General features: G+C 32.5%; 18 protein-coding genes. 13 read left to right on the plus strand and 5 right to left on the minus strand.

Translation table 11 applies throughout. The features are described from left to right. Nucleotides 1–6: 6 nt before the first annotated feature. The 3 genes from SJY43_RS09640 to SJY43_RS09650 form a co-directional block, all read right to left on the minus strand. Complete coding sequence (locus tag SJY43_RS09640; RefSeq protein WP_396600527.1) at nt 7–798, minus strand: TerC family protein; 792 nt, start codon at nt 796–798, stop codon at nt 7–9. A gap of 85 nt (nt 799–883) precedes the next feature. Further along, entirely contained in the window at nt 884–2,704 is a 1,821-nt protein-coding gene (locus SJY43_RS09645; RefSeq protein WP_396600528.1) for a cytochrome-c peroxidase, read from the minus strand. A 76-nt stretch (nt 2,705–2,780) separates the two neighbouring features. Further along, nucleotides 2,781–4,412: a phosphatase gene (locus SJY43_RS09650; protein ID WP_396600529.1), complete on the minus strand. Its 1,632-nt coding sequence runs from the start codon at nt 4,410–4,412 to the stop codon at nt 2,781–2,783. A 263-nt stretch (nt 4,413–4,675) separates the two neighbouring features. Here SJY43_RS09650 and bshC point away from each other — a divergent pair, with 263 nt between their 5' ends. The 6 genes from bshC (at nt 4,676) to SJY43_RS09680 (ending at nt 12,351) form a co-directional block, all read left to right on the plus strand. Next, nucleotides 4,676–6,277, plus strand: coding sequence for a bacillithiol biosynthesis cysteine-adding enzyme BshC (gene bshC, locus SJY43_RS09655; RefSeq protein WP_396600530.1), 1,602 nt, complete (start codon nt 4,676–4,678; stop codon nt 6,275–6,277). A gap of 2 nt (nt 6,278–6,279) precedes the next feature. Continuing rightward, nucleotides 6,280–7,653: a pyridoxal phosphate-dependent decarboxylase family protein gene (locus tag SJY43_RS09660; protein ID WP_396600531.1), complete on the plus strand. Its 1,374-nt coding sequence runs from the start codon at nt 6,280–6,282 to the stop codon at nt 7,651–7,653. Between the two features lie 62 nt (nt 7,654–7,715). Next, a complete protein-coding gene (guaA, locus tag SJY43_RS09665; protein WP_396600532.1) occupies nt 7,716–9,251 on the plus strand; it encodes a glutamine-hydrolyzing GMP synthase in 1,536 nt (511 codons plus the stop codon). Nucleotides 9,252–9,594: 343 nt separating this feature from the next. Beyond that, on the plus strand, nt 9,595–11,532 hold the full coding sequence (locus tag SJY43_RS09670; protein WP_396600533.1) for a LysM peptidoglycan-binding domain-containing protein: 1,938 nt from the start codon (nt 9,595–9,597) through the stop codon (nt 11,530–11,532). Between the two features lie 42 nt (nt 11,533–11,574). Continuing rightward, a complete protein-coding gene (locus SJY43_RS09675; protein WP_396600534.1) occupies nt 11,575–12,117 on the plus strand; it encodes a DUF922 domain-containing protein in 543 nt (180 codons plus the stop codon). A gap of 3 nt (nt 12,118–12,120) precedes the next feature. Beyond that, nucleotides 12,121–12,351 (plus strand): DUF3820 family protein, encoded by a 231-nt coding sequence (locus tag SJY43_RS09680; protein WP_298556188.1) that lies wholly within the window; start codon nt 12,121–12,123, stop codon nt 12,349–12,351. Nucleotides 12,352–12,493: 142 nt separating this feature from the next. On the opposite strand, the gene SJY43_RS09685 is transcribed toward SJY43_RS09680, so the two are convergent. Further along, nucleotides 12,494–12,730, minus strand: a complete 237-nt coding sequence (locus SJY43_RS09685) for a hypothetical protein (RefSeq protein WP_396600535.1) — start codon at nt 12,728–12,730, stop codon at nt 12,494–12,496. A gap of 182 nt (nt 12,731–12,912) precedes the next feature. Here SJY43_RS09685 and SJY43_RS09690 point away from each other — a divergent pair, with 182 nt between their 5' ends. The 7 genes from SJY43_RS09690 to SJY43_RS09720 all read left to right on the plus strand — a co-directional run bounded on the left by SJY43_RS09690 (nt 12,913) and on the right by SJY43_RS09720 (nt 24,771). Next, the gene (locus SJY43_RS09690) at nt 12,913–14,865 is read left to right on the plus strand and encodes a peptidylprolyl isomerase (protein ID WP_396600536.1); all 1,953 of its coding nucleotides are present in this window, start codon (nt 12,913–12,915) and stop codon (nt 14,863–14,865) included. 2 nt (nt 14,866–14,867) lie between these two features. Next, nucleotides 14,868–15,719 carry a peptidyl-prolyl cis-trans isomerase gene (locus tag SJY43_RS09695; RefSeq protein WP_396600537.1) on the plus strand — a complete coding sequence of 284 codons (852 nt, stop codon included), beginning with the start codon at nt 14,868–14,870 and terminating at the stop codon, nt 15,717–15,719. Next, a complete protein-coding gene (locus SJY43_RS09700) occupies nt 15,682–17,133 on the plus strand; it encodes a peptidylprolyl isomerase (RefSeq protein WP_396600538.1) in 1,452 nt (483 codons plus the stop codon). Before SJY43_RS09695 ends, SJY43_RS09700 begins: the two co-directional genes overlap by 38 nt. Nucleotides 17,134–17,139: 6 nt before the next feature. Beyond that, nucleotides 17,140–18,093: an AAA family ATPase gene (locus SJY43_RS09705; protein WP_396600539.1), complete on the plus strand. Its 954-nt coding sequence runs from the start codon at nt 17,140–17,142 to the stop codon at nt 18,091–18,093. A gap of 24 nt (nt 18,094–18,117) precedes the next feature. Next, on the plus strand, nt 18,118–19,257 hold the full coding sequence (locus SJY43_RS09710) for an acyltransferase family protein (protein WP_396600540.1): 1,140 nt from the start codon (nt 18,118–18,120) through the stop codon (nt 19,255–19,257). A gap of 233 nt (nt 19,258–19,490) precedes the next feature. Further along, nucleotides 19,491–22,268 (plus strand): bifunctional aconitate hydratase 2/2-methylisocitrate dehydratase, encoded by a 2,778-nt coding sequence (locus SJY43_RS09715; RefSeq protein WP_396600541.1) that lies wholly within the window; start codon nt 19,491–19,493, stop codon nt 22,266–22,268. Nucleotides 22,269–22,503: 235 nt separating this feature from the next. After that, the gene (locus tag SJY43_RS09720) at nt 22,504–24,771 is read left to right on the plus strand and encodes an aconitate hydratase (RefSeq protein ID WP_396600542.1); all 2,268 of its coding nucleotides are present in this window, start codon (nt 22,504–22,506) and stop codon (nt 24,769–24,771) included. Between the two features lie 112 nt (nt 24,772–24,883). Here SJY43_RS09720 and SJY43_RS09725 read toward each other — a convergent pair whose 3' ends face one another. Beyond that, on the minus strand, nt 24,884–26,116 hold the full coding sequence (locus tag SJY43_RS09725) for a tRNA modification GTPase (RefSeq protein WP_396600543.1): 1,233 nt from the start codon (nt 26,114–26,116) through the stop codon (nt 24,884–24,886). Nucleotides 26,117–26,263 lie beyond the last annotated feature (147 nt).

The following is a 26,263-nucleotide window of genomic DNA, read 5'->3' on the forward strand; positions in this document are numbered from 1 at the left end:
ATATATTTAAGATTTACTTTTTTTCTGAATCTTAAAATTTAAAAACTCTATAAACAATGAAAAAGCAATAGCAAAATATAAATAACCTTTTGGAATGGCTCCAACTTCATTTCCAAAAAATTCGGTATGAGATAAATGGGCAGCTTCGGTAATCAACATAAACCCAATTAGAATTAAAAAGGCTAAACCTAGTAATTGTATGCTTGGATGTGTTTCTATAAATTTCCTAATAGGATTTGCAAAACCAATCATAATAATTATAGATATTATTACTGCTATAATCATTAAAACTAAATTGTAATTATGATTGGGGTGTAAACCATTGGTCATTCCCACAGCTGTTAAAATAGAATCAATAGAAAAGATAAAATCTATAATTAGGATTTGCACAATAGCTTGCGATAAGGTTTTAAATGTCTTTTTTTTAAGATTTTTTTCATCTTGATGCGGCATTTCTACTTTTTCATGAATTTCAGATGTGCTTTTATAAATTAAAAATAAACCACCAGTAAATAATATTACAGCTTGCCAACTTATACCAATGTGTAACCAAGTATTATTTATAGTATAAAAAGGTTCTTTTAAACCAATTAAAAAACTTACAAAAAACAATAATATAATACGCTGCACCATAGCTAACAATAAACCTATGTTTGTGGCTTTGGAGCGCTGGTGTTCTTCTAGCTTATTAGCGGCAATAGAGATAAAAACTATATTATCTATACCTAAAATTATTTCTAAAAACGTTAATGTTAACAAGGCCATTATAGCATCGCTTGTTAGAAGAAAATCTATCATGATGTTAATGTTTTAACTATAAAAATAACTAAAACTTTTTAAATTAAGTATGATGCCTTTTTGTAAATAAGATTTATTAAAAATTTTAATAGAATTGGTCTGTTAAGGACTTCATGAAGGCAATAATGGCTTCACTTTCTTTCTTTTTTAAATTTAATGAATCTGGTGGTAATGTTTGATATGGTACATCAAGACCCATGCCTTGCCCGCCACCAAAGTTATAAAAATCTAATACTTCTTCTAAAGTCTTAAAAGCACCATTATGCATGTATGGAGCAGTCAATTCAATGTTTCTTACTGTTGAGGTTTTAAAGAAATGTCGTTTTTCTTCAACTTTAAAAGGGTAGTATAATCCAGGGTCTTCATCTATAATAGGATTTATGAAATTAGCAGTTTTTGTTACTCCTAAATTTTCAAATTCTGTTTCATCAAATTTTGGAGGAACAGTACCAAAGAATGAAGGAGGGAAGTGGCAAGTTGCACAGGCTGCTTTTCCCATAAAAAGGTTGAAACCTTCAATTTCTTGCTCAGTTAATGTTTTCTCTTTTTTTTGCATATTTCTATCAAACTTTGAATTGAATGGTGTTAGACTTCTAATATAAGTAGCAATGGCGTGTCTTACATTCTGATTATTAGTTTTTCCGCTGTATAAAGAATCGAATTGTTGCTTGTATTTTGGGTTTTCCCTTATTCTTTTTTCAATTGTTTTTAAGTCTATATGAAACTCATTTTTATTATTTGCTACATTAACAATTTGCCCTTCAAGGCCATCACCTCTGCCATCATAAAAAAATGTTGTTTGATACATGGCGTATGCTAGAGTAGGTGTGTTACGTTGTAATTGTGTGCCATCTAGGCCTATGGCAAGCTTATTACCATCAGTAAAAGCTTTTTCTTTTATATGGCAAGTTGCACAACTTATGGTTCCCGAAATTGATAAGGCTTCATCATTAAATAATGTTTTTCCTAGGTCTATACGTTCTTTGGTTATTGCTGGAGAATGAGGAATTGAAAACATTTTTTTATTAAAAAACGTTTCAGAAAATATGTTTGTGCTTGTTGGGTCTAAGGCTCTAGATTGGCTTAGTTTAATGTTCCAATCTTTGGCTGTTTCATTAATTAACTCAAGTTGTTTGTTTGAGTGGTCTCTTATAAATAAATATCTATCAAAAGTATCAAAATCACCAGATTTTAACATGGCTATAGAATTATCAATTTCACTTAACCATTTTATGTGTAAATTAGGGTTTTTAAAAGTGTTTTTGTAGATGTTAATAACTGTTTTTATTGCATTATAGTTGTAAATGGCTTCCTTTAATGAGTTGGCTAAAATTGGTGAGTCGAAACCAGTAATGCCTTTTGTTGCAATATTTACAATACCATCTCTAATCATTTTTAAATTATGTCTGTCGCGCTGTCTAACAATAATATGGTTTTTACGAACAAATGGTATTCTTGCCTTTAAGTAATAATAAACTCTATATAATTCTTTGCTTGAAATAGTCTCGTCTCCAAATAAATATTCCTCAAGTACTTGGTAACTTTTAGGCTTTATTTTTTTTATTTCAGTAATGTCGTCCATTTCTATTTTTAAAAGATTTGGTGCATTCATAGATAAATAGTTTTCGTAATCGTAGGCAATTAAAAGTGGTTCAACATGTTTGTACCATTTTCTGCTTTCTAAAAAGTTTGTTCTATTTTCTTCAAGAGTATTAAGCGTATCAATTTTTTGCATGTAAAAAGCAGCACTATCTAGGGTTTGAAAATAATAGTCTCTTATGTCATCATTAAACATTGAGTTTTCTGTTGATGAAATTGTTTTTTCAGGTTTATATTTTTCTTTTTTACAAGAAATAATTAAAGCTGAAATAAATATAATTTGGAATACTATTTTTTGAATTTTCATTTTCTAGATTGTGATTATGATGTTTAATGCAAAAAGGTTCCTGTAAAGGAACCTTTTTTATAAAATATAGTCTGATTTATTGAGGAAGACCAGTTAATTTAAATACTACTGAACCTTCGTTACCACTTCCTGTACCTGTAAGAGAAAGGTCTATAGCTGTAGGATCGCTAAATAAAAGTCCATCTGCTCTTTTTGCGGTTTCAGGATTGTTTTCAGGTCTCCAACCGTGTACTTGAGCGCCGCCAATAAAAGTTGGTTCTGAAGCCCCAATAATATCGGTTACATCAATTAAACCTGTTATTTCCCACATGCTATCCGTATTTCCAATATTTAAAGCAGAAGCAGCTACTTGAGCACATTCCATAACTTCAGTAAATGTTTTGTTAACAATGTCGTATTGCCATAGTTTTGCATAACCAGTAATATCTGCATTTAAACTAGCATATCCATTAGGATCTTCTTGAATGTAAGCGTAGTTTTCAGTTACTAATATATTATCAGGAGAGTGTAAGCCATCACCAATACCACCTTCAACATCGCCATCAACAACAACAGTTAATTTAGCGTTAGCAGTAGGATCCGTAGCATTTAATTCTAATTTGTAAACTCTTCCAAGTGTAGTACCCCTGTTAGCTAAATCTGGGTTGTCTGATCTGTATCTTCCCGTGGCGTTAAAGAAAACGTTTCTGTTGTTTTCAGCAGAACCTTTTTGCCAGTCTATATCTTCAATTCTTTGGAAACCAATTGCAGATAAATCGATAGCTTCTTGATTTAATTCGTCAATAGTACGTTCTGTAACTTTTACCCATTCTACATCGTACTCAATACCTTCGGCCATGCCCATTTCAAATAATTGACCACCTGCGCCAGGAGCAGATTCAACAGGGTTTAATCCTTTAAGAACATAAAGATCTCCACTATACAAATCTCCTAAACCACCAACATACATTGCGAAATGTGCTTGTGGGTAGGTGTTGTTACTATCGTCGTCACCCATAAAGATTACTGTTTTTCCTGGGTAAGCATTTTTTCCAATGGCAACGGCGTTTTCAGTAGACCATTCACCTAAAGAAGAAAGCCTTTCAACTTCAACTCTATCGTTGGTAGAACGGAAAGGATTTACTTTGTAAACGCCTTTAGCGCTTCCTCCCCATTCACCTCCGGAAAGGTATAAAGGCCCAAATCCATGCTCTTCAACAGTAATTGAAGATCCAGAACATTGTGCAGTAAATGCTGTTGCTCCAGCATTAACAATATAATCACCTTCTAATGGTTGTAAATCTGAGTTTAAACGAATTCGAGCAATAGAATAATCTCTTTCTAAATTGTTAATAAAAGCGAAAGTTCCAGAACCATCATTATACGGATAAAGTGCAGCACCATCCATATAAGATCCGTATACAAAAGAAGGGTCCGTTGGAAGTATATCTGCAGAACTCATAATAATTGATAATTCTGCCGAGCTAGCAAAAGAACCTTTTAATTCAAATAATGAGTTTGGTGTTACAGAACTTTCAAGAGGTACCATTTCGGCTACCGTTAAATCTTCTCCGTCTTCTCCATCGGCACCATCAGCACCATCTTCTCCGTCAACACCGTCAATTCCATTAATACCATCTTTTCCGTCTTCACCATCACAGCTTATTAGAGTTGTACTTGTTGCCATAACTACTAAAAGCACTAATAGTAGTTTAAAATAATTCTTCATAATTTTGATTGTTTTAGTTAATTATATTTTGTTTGTCAAAATTATTATTAGAATCAATCAGTTCTGTTAAGTCATTCTTGTTGTTTTATTAATTTAGGGTTATTCTAAAGTTAATTAGGTTAACGCATTATTAATTTGGATTAATAATTTGCCTTTTTTTTTGCTTGAATATTAATTTGATGTAAAATCAATATTTTATTAACGTATTTTTTAGAATTCAAAAATTTGAATAGCTGTATATTTACATGATTTTTAATTAAAGCATGAAGCAAAATTATTTAGCATTTAAAAAGACCGGTTATTTTTCAGCCTTAATTTGTGATTATTTAGAAGAAAATCAAGATTTAAGGCCATTTTACAACCGCTTTCCAGAACTTGAAAATTTTAAAGCACAAATTGCTGAAAAGGAACTTGTTTTTTCTGACGACAACAGAAAAACATTAGTTTCGGTATTAAAGAACCAATATGAAAGTATAGAAACATCGAGTTTAACACTAGAGAATATAAATGCTTTAAAGTCTAAAAACACATTCACAATAACTACAGGACACCAACTTAATTTATTTACTGGTCCACTTTATTTTCTTTATAAAATAATATCGGTTATAAACCTTTCGAGTGAATTGAAGGTTAAGTATCCAGAACAAAATTTTGTTCCTGTGTATTGGATGGCGACCGAAGATCATGACTTTGATGAAATAAATTACTTCAATTTTAAAGGTAAGAAGTTTCAATGGAACCGAGAAGCAAGTGGGGCTGTTGGAGAGCTTTCAACAAAAGGATTAGAGGCTGTTTTAGAATTGTTTTCTAAAGATTTAGGAACCACCACAAACGCTGAAACAATAAAAAATCTTTTTAAGGAGGCTTATTTAAACAATGAAAACCTTGCCGATGCTACACGGTATTTGGCTAATACATTATTTAAAGACTACGGGTTGGTAATTATAGATGCTAATAATACTGACTTAAAACGCTTATTTATTCCTTATGTGGAAACTGAATTATTAAACCAAACTGCGTTTAATACCGTTACTAAAACGAATAAGAAATTAACTGATGCTTCTTTGCAGTATAAAGTTCAAGTTAACCCAAGAGAAATTAATTTATTTTATTTAAAAGAAAATTTAAGAGAGCGTATTGTTTTTGAAGATGAAACCTATAAAGTATTAAATACAGACATAATTTGGACACAAAGTGAATTATTAAAACACCTTAATGATTCGCCAGAGCGATTTTCGCCAAACGTGATTATGCGTCCGTTATATCAAGAAGTTATTTTACCAAACCTTTGTTATATTGGAGGGGGAGGAGAATTAGCCTACTGGATGCAGTTAAAAGATTATTTTGATGCTGTTGAAGTTCCATTTCCCATGCTGTTATTAAGAAACTCTGTTTTAATACAAACTGAAAAGCAAGAAGAAAAGCTTCATAAATTAAATATATCTAAAGAAGATTTATTTTTAAAAAGAGATGCTTTTATTAATAAAAAAGTTAGAGAAATATCTAATATTAATATCGATTTTTCTGAACAAAAAAAGCATTTAGAACAGCAGTTTAAAAACTTATATGCTCTGGCAGAGCAAACAGATAAGTCTTTTGTTGGTGCTGTTAAAGCACAAGAAATAAAACAATTAAAAGGCCTTGATAATCTTGAAAAGCGATTGTTAAAAGCGCAAAAAAAGAAGCTTTCTGATGAGGTAGAAAGAATGACTAGGATTCAAAATGAGTTATTCCCGAATGGAAGTCTGCAAGAACGGAATACTAATTTTTCTGAACTTTATTTAGAAAATGGGGAACAACTCATACCAAAACTTATTGAAAAACAAGAGCCTTTAAAAGGAGAATTTTTAATGTTAAAAATATAGCGATGCATAAATTAGATATAGATTTAATAGAAATGACTATGGATATTATGAAATATGCCATAAATAGAATTTCTATATCACAACCAGAAATGGGCACTCCTAAAAACGAAGAAACATTAAAGAAATTAGTAGGAGAAACGATTACAGAAAAAGGAATAGGTGGAGAAGTCGCATTTGATTTGTGGAAAGAGCATCTAATGAAAGTAAATGTGCCTGTCGATCATCCGCGTAATTTGGCATTCGTTCCTGCTGCACCTACTAGAGCGGCTACTATGTTCGACTTAGTTACATCGGCTTCAAGTATTCATGGTGCTTATTGGATGGAAGGTGCAGGAGGTATTTTTTGTGAAAACGAAGCTATGAAGTGGCTCGTGTCACTAACAGGATTACCGAAAGGCGCTTTTGGGGTTTTTACAAGTGGTGGTACCGCAGCTAATTTATCGGCTATTGTAACGGCGAGAGAATATTGGAGGAGTCAAAACAAACAGAATCAACAAAAACGTGGTCTTATTTTAACTTCTGTTGGTGCGCATTCTTCAGTTAAGGCTATGGCTAAAGTAATTGATGCCGATGTATTTTTGATTGAAACAGAAGACCGTCTTTCAGGAAGTACAGTTCAAAAAGCTATTGATGGATTAGAGCGTCAAGAAAGAGAGCGTTTATTTGCTATTGTTGCCACCGGAGGAACAACAAATGCAGGAATTATAGATGATTTAGATGGTATTTCAACAATATGTGAACAAGAAAATTTGTGGCTTCATGTAGATGCCGCTTATGGTGGTGGTGCTTTGGCAGCAGATTCTGTACGCCATTTATTTAATGGTATTGAAAAGGCAGATAGCATAACTATAGATCCTCATAAATGGCTGTTTTCGCCTTACGATTGTGGAGCGATTATTTATAAACAACCAGAGTTAGCGAAACAAGCACACGCTCAAGAAGGGTCTTATTTAGATATTTTTAAAGATGAAGGGGCTCATGGGTTTAATCCAACCGATTATCAAATTCAATTAACAAGACGTGTAAGAGGATTGCCTCTATGGTTTTCTCTAGCAACGCATGGCACAGATAAATATAAGGAGTCTGTAGAAAGAGGTATTGAATTAGCAACAATTGCAGGGAAGTTAATAGAAAGCTTGCCACATGTAGAATTAGTTAGGCAACCAAGTCTGTCTTGTGTTTTATACAGAAGAATAGGTTGGGAACCTCAAGATTATACAAACTGGACTTATGATAATCATAAAAAAGGTTTTGCATTGGTAACGCCAACAAAATGGAAAAGTGGAGATGCTTTTGAAACCGTTTCTCGTTTTTGTTTTATTAATCCAGATACCACAGAAAAGGATATAGAAATGATATTAGAAACAATGGTTTAAAAAATGTTAATAAAAGAGTAAACAGTAATTCGTCATTATAAAATCAATTCCTATTTTTGCGCATGCAACATGACAAGGTATTAATTTTAGACTTCGGATCGCAATACACACAGCTTATTGCCCGTAGAGTTAGAGAACTCAACATTTACTCCGAAATACACCCATTTAATAAAATCCCAACAAATATAGAAGGTTACAAAGCTGTAATTCTTTCTGGCAGCCCAAACTCTGTAAGAGGCGAAGATGCATTGCATCCAGATTTATCTGAAATTAGAGGAAAAAAACCAATGCTTGCCGTGTGTTATGGTGCGCAATATTTAGCTCATTTTTCTGGTGGTGAAGTAGCGCCATCAAACACAAGAGAGTATGGTCGTGCTAATTTGTCGTTTATTCAAAAAGGCGAACCATTCTTTTCTAATATTTCTGAAGGTAGCCAGGTATGGATGAGCCATAGTGATACGATAAAAGCATTACCAACAGGTGGTGTTTTATTGGCAAGTACTAACGATGTTGAAAATGCGGCATATAAAATTCAAGGAGAAACCACATATGCTATTCAGTTTCATCCAGAAGTGTATCATTCTACAGATGGAAAACAATTACTAGAAAACTTCTTAGTAGCTATTTCTAATATAAATCAAGACTGGACACCAGATTCTTTTGTTGAAGAAACGGTTGATGCTATTCAAGAAAAAGTAGGCAACGATAAAGTTGTTTTAGGACTTTCTGGAGGTGTAGATTCTACAGTAGCGGCAGTACTATTAAATAAAGCGATTGGTAAAAACTTGTACTGCATTTTTGTGAATAATGGTTTGCTTCGTAAAAATGAATTTGAGAGCGTATTAAATCAATACGAAGGTATGGGACTTAATGTAAAAGGTGTTGATGCTTCCAAACGATTTTTAGATGCATTGGCTGGAATTGAAGACCCAGAGAAAAAACGTAAAGCCATTGGTAACGCTTTTATTGAAGTTTTTGATGATGAGGCGCACAAGCTAGAAGATGTAAAATGGTTGGCGCAGGGTACTATTTATCCTGATGTTATTGAAAGTGTTTCGGCAACTGGAGGGCCATCGGCAACCATTAAGAGTCACCATAATGTTGGCGGATTACCAGATTTTATGAAACTTAAAATTGTAGAACCACTTCGTGCTATTTTTAAAGATGAAGTAAGGCGTGTTGGTGCTACTTTAGGTATAGATCCAGAATTACTTGGGCGACACCCATTTCCAGGACCTGGATTAGGAATACGAATTTTAGGAGACATTACTGCTGAAAAAGTGCGTATGCTTCAAGAGGTGGATGCTATTTTTATCAATGGTTTAAAAGAATGGGGATTATACGATAAAGTTTGGCAAGCTGGTGCCATGTTATTACCTGTAAATAGTGTAGGTGTAATGGGCGATGAGCGTACATACGAAAAATGTGTAGCTTTAAGAGCTGTAGAAAGTACAGATGGTATGACTGCCGATTGGGTTAACTTACCGTATGAGTTTTTACAAAAAACATCAAATGATATAATAAATAAAGTTAAAGGCGTTAATAGAGTAGTTTACGATATTAGTTCGAAACCGCCAGCAACTATTGAGTGGGAATAATTAAGTATACAGTTTTTTAGTAGGCAGTATGCAGTTAGTTAGTCTATGTCAATTACTGAAGACTGCAAACTGAAGACTGCAAACTGAAGACTGCGGACTGTTTCGCGTTAGGGATAGTAGTGAAAAGCCCACAGCCCGACGAAGGAGGAGCGAGGACTTGTAACGAATAGCCCGACCTATATCCTGAAATAAATTCAGGATATAGGTAACGCCCAAATAATTTTTGGCATGTTATGTGCTAATGTTAAAAAAGGTAATGGGGTTTTAATCTTTTAAGGAGATTGAGACGTATATTATTTTAGGTAATCAGGTTTTATTATATTTATTTAGTAGATACAACAACATGAAGAGATTTTTATTAGTACTTGTTTTAGTTTTAGCGTTTGGATTTACAGGTGTTGAAGCTCAAAACTTTAGCACGCACCAAGTTAAAAAAGGAGAGACCGTCGAGAGTATTGCAAAACACTATTTTGTAACACCTGTTGATATTTATAAGTTAAATCCTGATGCTAAAAAGGCATTGAAACCTAATACGGTTTTAATAATACCTATATCTAAAGCTAATAAGCCAAAAGTTACTATAAATAAAGAGTTACAAGGTTTTAAAGAACATAAAACGAAGCGTAAAGAAACGCTTTATAGTTTAGCTAAGAAATATAATGTTGAGGAGGAGGATATTAAGAAATATAATAAATTCTTGTATGCAAATCCGTTACGAAAAGGTGATAAACTTCAAATACCTAATTATAAAATTACCGAAATTATTGAGGAAGTTGCTACTACAAAACCATATACGGTTTTACCTAAAGAAGGTAAATGGCGCATTGCTTATAAATTTGGAATTACAGTTGATGAGTTAGCGGTTTTAAACCCAGAAATGCCAGAGGTTTTAAGTGAAGGAGCAGTTATTAATGTGCCTAATTTAGAAAAAGAGGATCAACAACAATTTGATGAGCAGTATAGTTATTATAAAGTATTACCAAAAGAAGGCTTTTACCGTTTGAAATTAAAATTAAAATTGGAGCAAGCTGAGTTAGAGGCTTTAAATCCAGGTTTAAAAGAGACAGGTTTAAAGTCTGGAATGATTTTAAAAATACCTCATAATGATGCTGTAGAAGGTGTTGTAGAAGCAGAAGGCGAAGCTACCAATTTGGTTAGCAAAATTTCTGATTATGAAACAAAGCGTATTGCTGTGATGTTACCTTTTAGAATGCACCGTGTAGATTTTGATTCTATTAGTGATGCTAAAAACAGTTTAGAGAAAGACCCTTATTTGAATGTGTCTTTAGATTTTCACTCGGGAGTTTTAATGGCAATAGATTCTTTAAAAACGTTGGGTATTTCTTTAGAAGTAGATGTTTACGATACACGATATGAAGTAAGTGAGGTTTCAAGAATTTTAAGAGAAAATGATTTTGAAAATGTTGATGCTGTTATTGGCCCATTAACACCGGCGAGTTTTAACAGAGTGGCTTCTGAATTAAAAAAATATAATACACCTGTAGTTTCGCCAATTGGTACAAAATTGAAATTACATGATAATGTGTTTCAATCTAGACCATCTGACGATTTACTGAAAACTAAGGTGGTTAATTTTGTTAAATCAGATTCGTTAGTTGAGAATATTGTTGTTATTGCAGATACTAAAAATGTAACTATTGCAAATGAGCTTAAGCGAGAATTTAATACAGCAACTTTAGTGTATTCTAGAAAAAATAAAGATGGAAAAGATGAGTTTTTTGTTACTAAAGAAGATATACAAAACGCTTTAAAACCAGGAAAAAATGTGGTTTTTTTAGAAACTAAAAATGAAGGTTACGCATCAAACGTAACAAGTGTTCTAGCATCTTTAAATAATAGAATAGATCCTGAGAAAGAAGAAGAAGCTGCTCCAGAGATTATACTGGTAACTACCAATATTAATTCGGCTTTTGAGGGCGATCAAATAAATAATACACACTTGTCTACTTTACAATTTCATTTTGCTACAGCATCAAAAGAATATAGCGAGAATGATAATAATGCTTTTGTAAAAAAGTATGATAAACTTTATAATATTACACCAAACAAAAGGGTTGTAAAAGGTTTCGATTTAACCATGGATGTGGTGTTGCGTTTAGTGTCGTCAAACGATTTATACGCATCGGTTATTAATGCACCATTAACCGAATACGTTGAAAATAAGTTCGCCTATAAAAAGAAACTTTTTGGTGGTTATTTTAACGACTCGGTATACCTTGTTAAGTACGACGATTTAACTATTGTTGAGGTAAAGCAATAACACTTAAGGCTTATTCGTTTTAAAACCAATAGCTTTAAACTCGTGATTAAAATTCTGCTTTTTCTAAGTTGCTTGGTTTGTGTTCAAGATAATCCTCCCGTTTTATCTTGGAGTGCGTCTTACAAATTATCTTGGAAAGACTTTAAAGCGAAACCTAATATGAACGACGGAGCCGTTGCTGTAACATCATCGGGAATTACATTTGGCTATTCTATTACTCAAACTGATACTAAAGAAGTGGTTAGTTATACCTCTGAAGTTCATGCGCATTTTTATCCTGAACAATCTTGGTACAAAATAGAGCGCGCAGACAATCATATTTTAGGGCATGAACAATTGCATTTTGATATTACTGAATTATATGCACGTAAATTCAGGTATAGAATTAGCCAATTAAAACTCTCGAATACTATTAGAAGGCAGCTTAAGGGAATCCATAATGATATAAATGCAGAATTGTCTAAGATGCAAAACACCTATGATAGTGAAACCGATTATTCCAGAAATTTTGAAGCTCAAGCTGAATGGAAAATTACTATGGATGCAGAACTTGCTAAGTATTCACAATACAAATCTATAAATTAGTTTATGCTACCAGACAAACAATTTTTAATAGACTTAGCGCATACTAAAATGCCTTTTGGTAAATATAAAGACCGCTACTTAATAGATTTGCCTGAATATTATGTGGTTTGGTATCATAACAAAGGTTTTCCTAAAGGAAAATTAGGAACTATGCTCGAGCAGGTTTATGAGTTGAAATTAAATGGCTTGGAGGAATTGATTTGGAATATAAGAAAGCAGTATCCTAAGCGGTGAGTTTTTGGGTTTTTGTTATTAAGCGAATATAGCGTCCTTTTGATAACTTATATTTCATGTAACGAAGTTAGTTTGTTTTTCCGGCAAAGCCAAGTGTGTTAAATCAAAATATATATCAATCCTAATTTCGATCAAACGGTATTTATTCAGTATAAACTTGTCCTCTGTGTGGTTTTAAAGCATCTCTAATAGGCTTCATGTCGCTTTCGTCAACAACTAAAAAGGCTATGGTATGAATATCACTTAAAGTTTCAACTCCTGTAATGGTAATTTTTAATTGTTCTACTTGAATATATTCTTTTAAATGAATTTCATGGTGCTCTGCAATTCTGGTAGCATCAGGCCCTCTAAAATCCCAGATTAGTTTTAGTTTACGCATATGTTTTATGTAATAGAGTTAATTTATAAATAGTTGCTAAGATATAAAGATAAAAGAAGCGAAATTACTGACTGTTTTTGAGTTTATTAGGTATAATAATTACTTTTTTTAATCGTTTCAAAAACAACTTGTATTATATGTTTATATTAGTATTTTTGTAATCGTTGAAAAAAAATCCCTCCATGCAAATAAGATTTATAGTTACTTTATTTTTAGTATTATCGTTGTTTAGTGTTAACGGTCAGTCTGTTAATAAGGATGTTCTTTTTACAGTTGATAACGAACCTGTTTATGCTTCTGAGTTTTTAAGAGTTTATAACAAAAATTTAGATTTAGTTCAAGACGAATCTCAAAAAGATGTCGATGCGTATTTAGAGCTATTTACGAATTATAAATTAAAATTGCGGGAAGCAAAAGCCTTAGGTTTAAATGAGAAGTCTACATACAAGAGAGAGCTTTCTAACTACAAAAAACAGTTAGCAAAAAATTATATTACAGACTCTAAAGTTACAGATGAGTTGGTTGAGGAAGCATATGATAGAATGCTTTACGAGGTTAATGCAAATCATATATTAGTAAAAGTTAACGAAAACGCAAGCCCACAAGATTCTCTAGCAGCTTATAATAAAATAATTAAGTTAAGAGACAGAGCACTAAAAGAAGGCTTCGAAAAAGTTAGAGCAGAAATGCACAACGGACAAACTATTTATGGTGAAAAGTTGGGCTATTTTGGAGGTTTTAAAATGGTTTATAAATTTGAAAATGCTGCTTTTAATACCAATGTTGGCGATATTTCTAAACCATTTAGAACCAGATTTGGGTATCATATTGTAAATGTATTAGATAAGCGAAAATCTAGAGGAGAGCGTACTGTTGCTCATATTATGGTTATTGAGAACAAAAATGATTCATTAGCAGAAAAACCAGAGGTTAGAATTCAAGACATTTATAAAAAACTAAACCAAGGTGAAGCATTTGATGCATTAGCTAAGCAGTTTTCAGATGATAAAAATTCTGCTTCAAAGGGCGGCATGTTAAAAGCATTTTCTGGAGGTCAATTAAGGGCTAAAGAATTTGAAACCGTTGCTTTTAATTTAGAAAATGTTGGTGATGTTTCTGAACCTTTTAAAACAGATTTTGGGTGGCATATAGTAAAATTACACAAAATTACTCCGGTACCTAGTTTTGAAATTATGAAACCAGAATTATCAGAAAAGATAAAACGTGATTCTAGATCCAAAATCATAGATAATGCCCTTACCAATAAACTTAAAACAAAATATAATATTAGCGATGCGGCGCCTAATTTGGATTATTTCGTTTCAATTTTAAATGACGACTATTTTAAAAGAATATGGAAGCTTCCTGAAGATTTTAAAGGCCAACAGTCTTTAGTTAAAATTGGAAATAAAACATTTACTTACAATGATTTTGGGGTTTATTTAACCAATACACAACGAAATACTGCAGGTAAAGAATCTCTAAAAACTTTAGTTTCTAAAAAGTATAATGCGTTTTTAAATGAAAGTTTGATTGCATATCAAGAAGATCATTTAGAAGAAGAGAATGAAGACTATGCACATATAGTTTCAGAGTATAGAGATGGTTTGTTGTTATTCGACCTTATGGAAACAACTATCTGGAATACATCAAAAACAGATTCAACAGAAATAAAAGTGTTTTATGATGCTCAAAAAACGAATTACATGTTGCCAAAACGAATAGATGCTATTGTTGCCGCTTCTACAAAACAAAAAACTCTTAAAAAGGTATCTAAGCTTCTAAATGAGAATATGCCGATTGATCGTATTAAATCTCTCGTGAATAGCAACGATAATGTAGATGTTATTTTTACTTCAGATATTATGGATGCCAAGCACCAAGCACTACCAGAAAACTTTGAGTTTAAAAAAGGCGTTTCAGAAATCTATAAGCATAACGATGGTTTTGTTTTGGTAAATGTAAAAGACATTCTGCCAAAAACTCAAAAATCTTTTAAGGATGCTAAGGGCGCGGTTTTAAGTGATTACCAAAATTTTAAAGAAGAAAACTGGATTAAAGATTTAAAAAGTAAATATAAAATAGAATTAAATCAAGAGGTTTTAAAGTCAGTTAAATCTAAACTTAAAAACTAAAGGTGAGAAATAAAGTCTGTTTACTGTTATTAGTAGTATTGGTGTACTCTTGCGATTTATTAAAAAAATCTGATGAGCGCGAACCTATTGCTAGAGTTAATGAAAATTATCTATATCATGAAGATGTTGATAATTTAGTTCCCGATGGCGCATCTAAAGAAGATAGTACGCTTTTTATTCAAAATTTTATTAAGCGCTGGGCAACACAACAATTATTGGTTGACGGTTCTAAGCTAAATTTAAGTGAAGAAAAACAACAAGACTTTAATAGGTTAGTAGATCAATATAAAAATGACTTGTATAGCAAAGCATATATTGAAGCGTTAGTTAAAAGAAGTATAGATACAGTTGTTCCATTTGATGAAGCTAAAATTTATTATAGTAATAATAAAGAAGTTTTTAAATTAAATGAAGAACTTATTAAGTTTCGTTATATACATGTAAACGAAAATATTATTGATTTTGATAATATAAAGAAAAAGTTTAAGCGCTATAATGAACAAGATAAAATCACTTTAGATTCTATATCAATTCAATTTAAATCCTATTCACTTAACGATTCAATTTGGATAAGATTAAGTCAAGTTCTTAAAAAAATTCCAGCTGTAAATCCAGAAAACAGAAATCAACTGTTAAAAAAATCTAATTTTGTACAACTCAAAGATTCATTAGGAGTATATTTGATGCAAATTAATGATGTTTTAGTCAGAAATGATACAGCACCATTAGAATATGTTAAGCCTACTATCGATCAAATAGTGATTAATAAACGTAAGCTTGAATTTATTAAAGAATTAGAAAAAGATATTACAAAAGATGCCATTAAAAACAAACAATTTGAAATATACGATTAACACAAAACATGTGCTTACTTTATGTTTAGCCTTTTTAATCGTTGGATTTACAACGGCTCAAGAAGTTATTGAAGATGAAGTGAAAGCAGTTACAAAAAAAGTAGATTCTGTAGTTGCATTAAATGCTAAAAAAGTAGATGGTGTTGCGGCAGTAGTTGGAGATTTTATAGTTTTAGAATCAGACATTCAAAAAGAAAAAGATCAAATTAAAGCAAGTGGAGGTTCTGTAGATGGTATAGAAGATTGCGAACTGTTTGGTTTAATGTTAGAAAGAAAGCTTTATGCGCACCATGCTATTCAAGATAGTGTGCCAGTATCTGATGCAGAAGTTAGAAAGAATGTCGATTACCAAATTCAACAATTCCTTCAACAAACTAATGGTTCTATGGAGCGTCTTTTAGAATTCTATAATAAGGATGATGAAAAGAGTTTTAGAGATGAAATGTTCGAAATCAATAAATCAAACTTATTGGCGCAGCGAATGCAAGCTAAAATTGTTGAAGAAATAGAAATCACTCCAGAAGAGGTTAGAGCATTTTTTAATAAAATACCAGAAGATCAACGACCAACTTTTGGTACCGAACTTAAAGTGGCTCAAATTGTTGCCGAACCTCAGGTTTCGGAAGAAGAAAAACAAAAAATCATAGATCGTTTAAAGCAGTTTAAAGCAGATATTATTGAGCGAGGCGCAAGTTTCCGTTCTAAAGCTGTTTTATATTCTCAAGATCCCGGCTCTGCTAGTAAAGGTGGTAAGTATACACTAAACAAAAAGCAACCTAGAATGGTAAAAGAATTTAGGCAAGTTGCTTTTGCTCTGCAAGAAGGCGAGGTTTCAGAACCGTTTAAAACAGATTTTGGATACCATATTATTACTTTAGAAAAAATTAGAGGGTATGAGTATGATGTTGCTCATATCTTACTAACGCCAAAGGTTTCTAGTGAAGCTGTTAAAGAAGCTAAAGAGCGTCTAGAAAAAGTTAGAGAGCGTATAGTGGCTGGAGATATTTCTTTTGCTGATGCAGCTAGAGAAGTTAGCGATGAAAAAGAAACAAGAGGCGATGGTGGGCAATTAATTAACCCTACAACTCAAGATTATAATTTTGAGTTAACTAGAATGGATCCTGAACTTTATGCGCAAATTCAGAACTTAAAAGATAATGAAGTAAGTTTGGTTCTAAGAGAAGAAGATAGAACTGGTGGGCAAAAGTTTAAACTTCTAACAGTAACTGATAGAATTGATGAGCATGAAGCTGATTATGCACGTGATTATTTAAAAATCAAAGATTTAGCTTTAGAAGAAAAGAAAATTAGAGCTATAGAAAAATGGCAAGAGGAAAAAATACTAGATACTTATATAAAGATTAGTAAAGAGCATAGAGCTTGTGAATTTTCTGGTAACTGGTTAAAAATATAGTATAATATGTCTGATGTTGCTGCCATTGAGGGCTTCGTAAAAAAGTTTGAAAATTTAAAATCGGAAATCGCCAAAGTTATTATTGGTCAAGATGAAGTTGTTTCTCAAATTCTAATTTCAATTTTCTCTGGAGGGCATTCACTATTAATTGGGGTGCCTGGCTTAGCCAAAACGTTAATGGTTAATACTATTGCACAAGCATTAGGCTTAGACTTTAAACGTATTCAATTTACTCCAGATTTAATGCCTAGTGATATTTTAGGTAGTGAGATTTTAGACGAAGACCGTCATTTCAAATTTATAAAAGGACCTATTTTTGCTAATATTATTTTAGCCGATGAAATAAATAGAACGCCACCTAAAACTCAAGCCGCTTTATTAGAGGCTATGCAAGAGCGTTCTGTTACAGTTGCAGGACATCATTACAAATTAGATTTACCGTATTTTGTTCTAGCTACACAAAACCCAATAGAACAAGAAGGAACTTATCCTTTACCAGAAGCACAATTGGATCGTTTTATGTTTGCAATTAATTTGGATTATCCATCTTACGATGAAGAAGTGCAAGTTGTAAAAGCAACAACAACAGATAATAAAGTAACAGTTAATGCTTTGTTTTCTGCACAAAATATTGTGGATATTCAAAACTTAATTCGCCGCATTCCTGTAGCCGATAATGTTATTGAATATGCAGTAACAATGGTTGGTAAAACAAGACCAAGCTCTGATGCTGCACCAGATTTAGTTAAAACTTATATCGATTGGGGAGCAGGACCAAGAGCTTCTCAAAACTTAATTTTAGCTGCAAAAACGCACGCAGCTATTCATGGTAAGTTTTCACCAGATATAGAAAATGTTCAAGCCGTAGCGCAAAGTATACTGCGCCACAGAATAATAAAAAACTATAAAGCTGAAGCTGAAGGTGTTACAGAAGAGCAGATTATTAAAAGTTTGTTTTAAATTAGTTGCATTGAATAACCTTCGATGTATAAAAATTTAAAAAATAGAAACTTTGGATTAGATGTTCTTAGAGCAATAGCCATTTTATTGGTGTTGTTTTCGCATTCCACGCTATTACTTTTTCCTAATCAACAACACATATTAATTACTGTAATTCAATTTTTCGGTACGGTTGGTGTCGATTTATTTTTTGTTTTAAGTGGCTTTTTAATTGGAACTATCATTTTAAAACAATTACAAAAAGGAAATACTAAATTTAAAGATTTTTGTTATTTCTGGGTTCGCCGCTGGTTTAGAACCTTACCAAATTATTTTTTGATTCTGCTTTTAAACATCGTGCTTTTATTTATTTTAAAAGGGGAGGTTTTAGATGGAATTGGGACTTATTTCGTTTTTTTACAAAATTTCAAAAGTCCCCATCCAGATTTTTTTACCGAAGCTTGGAGCTTGTCTATCGAGGAATATGCCTATATTATTGGCCCTTTAATTTTATTTGTTTTATTGTATTGCTTGAAAAAAGCAAATTATAATAACCTGTTTTTAATAACAGTTTTTAGTATAATAATTGTTGTAACCTGTTTTAGGCTTAATTTTCATTTAAATAACAATATACATTCCATGCACGAATGGAGCCAGCACATTCGCAAAGTTGTAATTTATAGAATCGATAGCATATATTATGGGTTTTTGGCAGCTTTCATTATGTTTAATTACAAAAGTTTAATAGTTAAATTTAAAAGCCTATTTTTTTGTTTAGGTGTTTTCCTTTTTTTCGGAATACATATTTTAATTTTTAGTTTTGGGGTGCAACCAGAAAGCGCAACACTCTTTTTTAATATCTTTTACCTTCCGCTTTTATCCATGAGTTTGTTGTTGCTGTTTCCTTATTTTATATCATGGAATCCTAAGAGGTTTTTCAAAACTCAAATCACCTCAATTAGTATATTATCCTATGGATTGTATTTGGTTAATTATTCCATAGTGTTGCTTACAATTCAGTATTTCGTAGATATAAGTTTACAATCAAATATTATAAAACTTATAGTATTGGCAGCTTACTGGCTCATCTCATTTTTATTGGCTTATGTTTTATATAAGTATTTTGAAAATCCAATGACTAATTTAAGAGATTCAAAATATATTAAGAGGTTTTTTCATAATTAACTTGAATAATCATCAGGTTTAATTGTAAAATAGTGATAAAACGATAATCAATTAAATAAATAATGTCACTATAATAAATAACTATAATTACTTGTTGTATTACATGGTTTCTTTTTAAAACTTTGCGTTAATTTATTTATGTTTGCAATCACGAAAATAAATCAACTTTAATACAAACTATGGCATTGGGTGTTTCAATTCAAGCCAATTAAACATTGAAAATAACTTCTTTTATGAATATTTATCAAGAATACATAGCTGAGATCGAAGAAAGAAAAGGTCAAGGACTTCATCCAAAGCCTATTGATGGTGCTGAATTAACAAGTGCATTAATTAGCCAAATTAAAGATTTAGATAATGAATATAGAGAGCAATCTCTTAACTTCTTTATTTATAATGTTTTACCTGGAACTACAAGTGCTGCTGTTGTTAAGGCTAAGTTTTTAAAAGAGATCATTTTAGGAGAATCAGTTGTAAAAGAAATTACACCTTCTTCAGCTTTTGAACAACTTTCACACATGAAGGGCGGACCTTCTGTTGAAGTATTATTAGATTTAGCTTTAGGAAATGATGCTGCTCTTGCTGCTGAAGCCGCTAAGGTATTAAAGACACAAGTATTCTTATATGAAGCAGATACAGAAAAATTAGAAAATGCTTTTAAAGCAGGTAATGCAATTGCTAAAGAATTAATTGAAAGTTATTCAAAAGCAGAGTTCTTTACAAAATTACCAGAAGTTGACGAAGAAATAGAAATTGTAACTTTTGTTGCGGGTATCGGTGATATTTCTACAGATTTATTATCTCCAGGAGCAGATGCGCATTCAAGATCAGATCGCGAATTACACGGTCAATGTATGTTTGAGCATAACAAAGAGATGCAACAACAATTATTAGATTTAAAAGCGCAACATCCAGATAAGCGTGTAATGTTAATTGCTGACAAAGGTACTATGGGAGTAGGGTCTTCAAGAATGTCTGGTGTGAATAACGTTGCGTTATGGACGGGTATTTCTTCTAGTCCTTATGTTCCATTTATTAATATAGCTCCAGTAATAGCAGGAACAAATGGTATCGCTCCAATATTCTTAACTACTGTTGGTGTAACGGGTGGTATTGGTATCGATTTAAAAAACTGGGTAAAGCAAAAAGATGCTGATGGAAACACAATTGTAGATGAAGAAGGAGAAGCAATTTTGAAAGAAGAGTATTCTGTTGCTACAGGTACAGTTCTTACTATAAATACAAAAGAGAAAAAATTATATAACGGAGATAAAGAGTTAAAAGATATATCCACAGCTTTAACGCCACCAAAAATGGAGTTTATTAAAGCAGGAGGTTCTTATGCTGTTGTTTTTGGAAAGAAATTACAAACATTTGCTTGTAAAGTTTTAGGTATAAATGTTCCTCAAGTGTATGCAGCTTCAAAAGAAGTATCTATTGATGGTCAAGGTTTAACTGCTGTTGAGAAAATTTTTAACAGAAATGCTGTAGGTACTACGCCAGGTAAAACATTGCATGCAGGTTCAAATGTTAGAGTTGAAGTAAACATTGTAGGTTCTCAAGATACTACAGGATTAATGACTTCTCAAGAATTAGAGATGATGGCTGCTACAGTAATCTCTCCAATTGTAGATTGTGGTTACCAATCGGGATGTCATACAGCTTCTGTTTGGGATGATAAGTCTAAGGCTAATATTCCAAGATTAATGAAGTTTATGAACGACTTCGGATTAGTTACTGCACGTGACCCAGAAGGGAAATATCCAGCAATGACCGATGTTATACATAAAGTATTAAACGATCTAGCGGTAGATGATTGGGATGTAATTATCGGTGGAGATTCGCATACACGTATGGCAAAAGGAGTTGCTTTTGGAGCCGATTCAGGAACTGTTGCTTTAGCTTTAGCTACAGGAGAGGCTACTATGCCAATTCCAGAGTCTGTAAAAGTTACTTTTAAAGGAGAAATGAAATCTTATATGGATTTCCGTGATGTGGTTCACGCGACTCAACAACAAATGTTAGATCAATTTGATGGTGAAAATGTTTTCCAAGGAAAAATTATTGAAGTTCACATTGGTACTTTAACTTCCGATCAAGCATTTACATTTACAGATTGGACTGCAGAGATGAAGGCAAAAGCATCTATCTGTATTTCAGAAGATGATACTTTAATTGAGTCATTAGAAATCTCTAGAGATCGTATTCAAATTATGATTGACAAGGGAATGGATAACCCTAAGCAAGATCTTAAAGGTTTAGTTGATAAGGCAAATAGTCGTATTACAGAAATTAAAACAGGTATTAAATCGGCATTAAAACCAGATTCTGATGCTAAATATTACCAAGAAGTTGTAATTGATTTAGATAAGATTATCGAGCCTATGATTGCTGACCCTGATGTAAATAATGAAGATGTATCTAAGCGTTACACACACGATAATATTCAACCATTATCTTTCTATGGAGGAACTAAGAAAGTAGATTTAGGATTTATTGGATCTTGTATGATTCATAAAGGAGATATGCAAATCTTAGCTCAAATGTTAAAGAATATTGAAGAGCAACATGGTAAAGTAGAATTTAAAGCGCCTTTAGTAGTTGCACCTCCAACATATAACATTGTTGATGAGTTGAAAGCAGAAGGAGACTGGGAAATTTTACAAAAATATTCAGGTTTCGAATTTGACGATAGCGCACCAAAAGGATTAGCACGTACTAAGTATGAGAATATGTTATATTTAGAGCGTCCGGGTTGTAACTTATGTATGGGTAATCAAGAAAAAGCAGAAGCAGGAGATACTGTAATGGCGACTTCTACACGTTTATTCCAAGGTCGTGTTGTAAGAGATACCGATGAGAAAAAAGGAGAATCTTTATTATCATCTACACCAGTTGTAGTATTATCTACTATATTAGGAAGAACTCCAACTATAAAAGAATATCAAGCAGCTGTTAAAGGTATTGTCTTAACTAAGTTTAAGCCATCTACAAAGAGCTTAGTAAGCTAATTAAAAGCTTAAATTATTATAATTTAAATCCCGAGCCTTAGGTTCGGGATTTTTTTGTTTCAAATAAGATGTTCTTTAATTTAAATGAGAAATTTACAATTGTAGTTTTAATATTTAGAAGCATTAATTTGAAATGTAACGTTAGTGTCTTCCAGTTTTAACAATTTGTTGGCTTGTATCTAGGTAGTTTATTTTGTATATTGAGTACTTGTAGAATAATATAAAAACAAATTTTATGGCATTTGATATCGAAATGATTAAAGGGGTGTATTCCAACATGGCAGAGCGCGTTGATAAGGCACGCAGTATTGTAGGCAAACCACTAACACTTTCTGAAAAGATATTGTATTCTCATCTATGGGATGGTATACCTAAAGAAGCATTTGCTAGAGGGAAAGATTATGTAGATTTTGCACCAGACCGTATAGCATGTCAAGATGCAACGGCACAAATGGCACTATTGCAGTTTATGCAAGCCGGAAAAGCTAAGGTTGCTGTACCTACAACGGTGCATTGTGATCATTTAATTCAAGCTAAAGAAGGTGCTGCAAAAGATTTAAAACATGCTAATACCGTAAGTAGTGAGGTTTTTAATTTCTTAGAATCTGTATCAAACAAATATGGTATTGGTTTCTGGAAGCCGGGAGCTGGTATTATTCACCAAGTAGTGTTAGAAAATTATGCCTTTCCTGGCGGAATGATGATAGGAACCGATTCGCATACTGTAAATGCAGGCGGATTAGGTATGGTTGCTATTGGTGTTGGTGGTGCAGATGCGGTCGATGTTATGGCAGGTATGGCCTGGGAACTTAAATTCCCTAAATTAATTGGGGTTAGGTTAACTGGAAAACTTTCTGGTTGGACAGCGCCAAAAGACGTGATTTTAAAAGTAGCCGAAATTCTTACCGTAAAAGGTGGAACGGGAGCTATTGTTGAATATTTTGGACCCGGAGCTACATCCATGTCATGTACAGGAAAAGGAACTATATGTAACATGGGAGCTGAAATAGGAGCTACCACATCAACTTTTGGTTACGACGAATCTATGGAACGCTATTTACGTGCTACAGATAGAGCAGATGTTGCTGATGCTGCAAACGCTGTAAAAGAACATTTAACCGCAGATGCTGAAGTATATGCTAATCCAGAAGATTATTTCGATCAAGTTATAGATATTAATTTATCTGAATTAGGACCATTATTAAACGGCCCTTTTACACCAGATTTATCGACAACTGTTGGGGCAGAAATGACTAAAAAGGCTACAGATAACGATTGGCCATTAAAAGTAGAATGGGGATTAATAGGATCTTGTACAAACTCATCTTATGAAGATTTATCAAGAGCATCCTCAATAGCACAACAGGCTTTAGATAAAGGATTAAAAATTAAAGCCGAATTAGGAATAAACCCAGGTTCAGAGCAAGTACGCTACACAGCAGAGCGCGATGGTATTCTAGGTATTTTCGAAAACTTAGAAGCAAAAATATTTACAAACGCTTGTGGTCCATGTATTGGCCAATGGGCAAGATATAGCGATCCAAAAAATGCACCAAAAAACAGTATCGTACATTCTTTTAATAGAAACTTTGCCAAGCGTGCCGATGGTAACCCAAATACGCACGCTTTTGTGGCATCACCAGAAATAACGGCAGCTATTGCAGTTGCGGGGCGTTTAGACTTCAATCCATTAACAGATACCTTAATAAATGAAAACGGAGAAGAAGTGATGTTCGATGAGCCAACAGGATGGGAATTACCACCTAAAGGTTTTGAGGTAGAAGAAAATGGCTATCTAGCACCAGAGGCAGATGGAAGTCATGTTCAGGTTACGGTAAAAGATGATTCCGAACGTTTACAACTTCTAACACCATTCGAGCCTTTAGGGAGCTCTATTACAGGCGCTAAACTTTTAATCAAAGCCTTTGGTAAATGTACCACAGATCATATTTCTATGGCAGGCCCATGGTTGCGTTTTAGAGGGCATCTAGATAATATTGCTAATAATACTTTAATTGGAGGAGTTAACGCTTTTAACAAACAAACAAATTTTGTTAAAAACCAATTAACAGGCGATTATGGCGGCGTTCCAGATACCGCAAGAGCATATAAAAAAGCAGGAATAAAAACCATAGTAGTTGGCGACCATAATTACGGCGAAGGCTCATCAAGAGAGCATGCCGCTATGCAACCAAGGCATTTAGGGGTTGCTGCTGTTATTGTAAAATCGTTTGCACGTATTCACGAAACAAACCTTAAAAAGCAAGGTATGTTAGGTTTAACCTTTAATAACGAAGCAGATTACGATTTAATCCAAGAGAATGATACCTTTAACTTTATCGATTTAAATGAATTCGCACCAGGTAAACAATTAACTCTTGAAGCCGTTCATGAAGATGGCACTAAAGACACCATTAAATTAAATCACACCTATAACCAAGCACAAATTGAATGGTATAACGAAGGTTCAGCACTTAATTTGATAAAAAAGGCAAACGCTTAATAGGTTAACAAAGTATAGTATATTCTAAAACAGACCTATTGGGATTAAACCTAAACAGGTCTGTTTTATTTGAGTTTTCTAATGCGGAAGGTTTAGTTCGCTTGTTTATATTTTAGAATATAGAATAGCCCAACACCATCGATACTGATGAAAATTCTGTACCCCAAGCCCCTTGGGCACTTAAAATATTTCTACTTGGTAGGTATCTTAATTCTAAATTATACTTGCTCTTATAGGCGCCTCCAAAACCAATAGCTGCGTTAATACCTGAGATACTGTCTGTTGAATATATTGGTGTACCTAAAGAACCTTCTACTCTAACAGCAACTGATGAATTAATACTGCTATTAATAAGCATTGAAGCATTCGTGAAGAGTTTTAGGTTATCATTGAGATACATATAATATCTTAATCCTAAATTAACTTCAATAGATTCATTATTTATGTTAGCAATTAATCTCTCGCCAGTAGTTTGACTTGAAACAATTATAGCTTCTGAATCAAAATTTTGGTATGTAGGCTCCAAAAGTAATGCCCATTTATTATTGTTAAAACCTAGAATAAATTCCGCCTCTAATCCAAATCTAAAAGAGGTTAAACCCTTACCAAAATCAATTTCTTTCCAATTATAATTCGCGTTTTTTAAAACAAGTGATGAACTTCTTACTCCAGGGCGCAGCGTTAAATTGAATAAATTCTTCTTTTGTTTTTTTTGATAATTAATAAATTCTGAATTGTTACACTCATTATAGGTTATAAAAAACTTAATTAATTCAGATTGTCTGTAGTTTATTTTTGCAAGGTGTTGCATTGAAATACCCTCACATTTTAATTCATTCCATAATTGTCGTCTAAACTCATTGTTTTTGGCTACTTGCCCTTCATAAGTTAAATAGTTTTTATTGACTAATTGATTTACATCAGTTAATTCCTTATTGAAAAAATATCTAATTAAGCCACTATCTTCATATCCATACAAGTTGGCTTTCCCTTCTAAAAGTACTTTTAAAAATAATTCTTCTTTATTGAAAATGGGCTTTTTATCGTAATCCATATCGTTTATGATATTAGTAGATCTATCAATATTAACGGTATGCCTTACATACTTTGATTTGTTTAAAATAGCAAATTCTTTGACCTGATTAATAGTCAAAGTTTTTTGTTCTGAACTCTCAGTAGTTTTATAATTAAAGTTAGTTGGGTTATTTAACCAATCATCATTTTTTATTAGACAATCTATTTTTTCATTGGAATTATTAATATAATATCCTTTTACAAATGAGTTTTGAGTGTAGCCATTTAATACGAGAAATAGTGCTAAAAATAAAGTTAAAAGCTTAGTCATTTTAATAATCGATTTTTTTAAAAATTATTAATAATCAGTAATTTATTGTTAAATATAAAGTGTTTAGTGATTTAGACTATCCTGTATAGTGCTGTAAATGTTAAGGCATATACTACATGACATATAAATTTATTTTGCATATAAAAT

Origin of the sequence: Algibacter sp. R77976 (genome assembly GCF_044594645.1) — a bacterium.
Taxonomy (GTDB): Bacteria; Bacteroidota; Bacteroidia; order Flavobacteriales; family Flavobacteriaceae; genus Algibacter_B.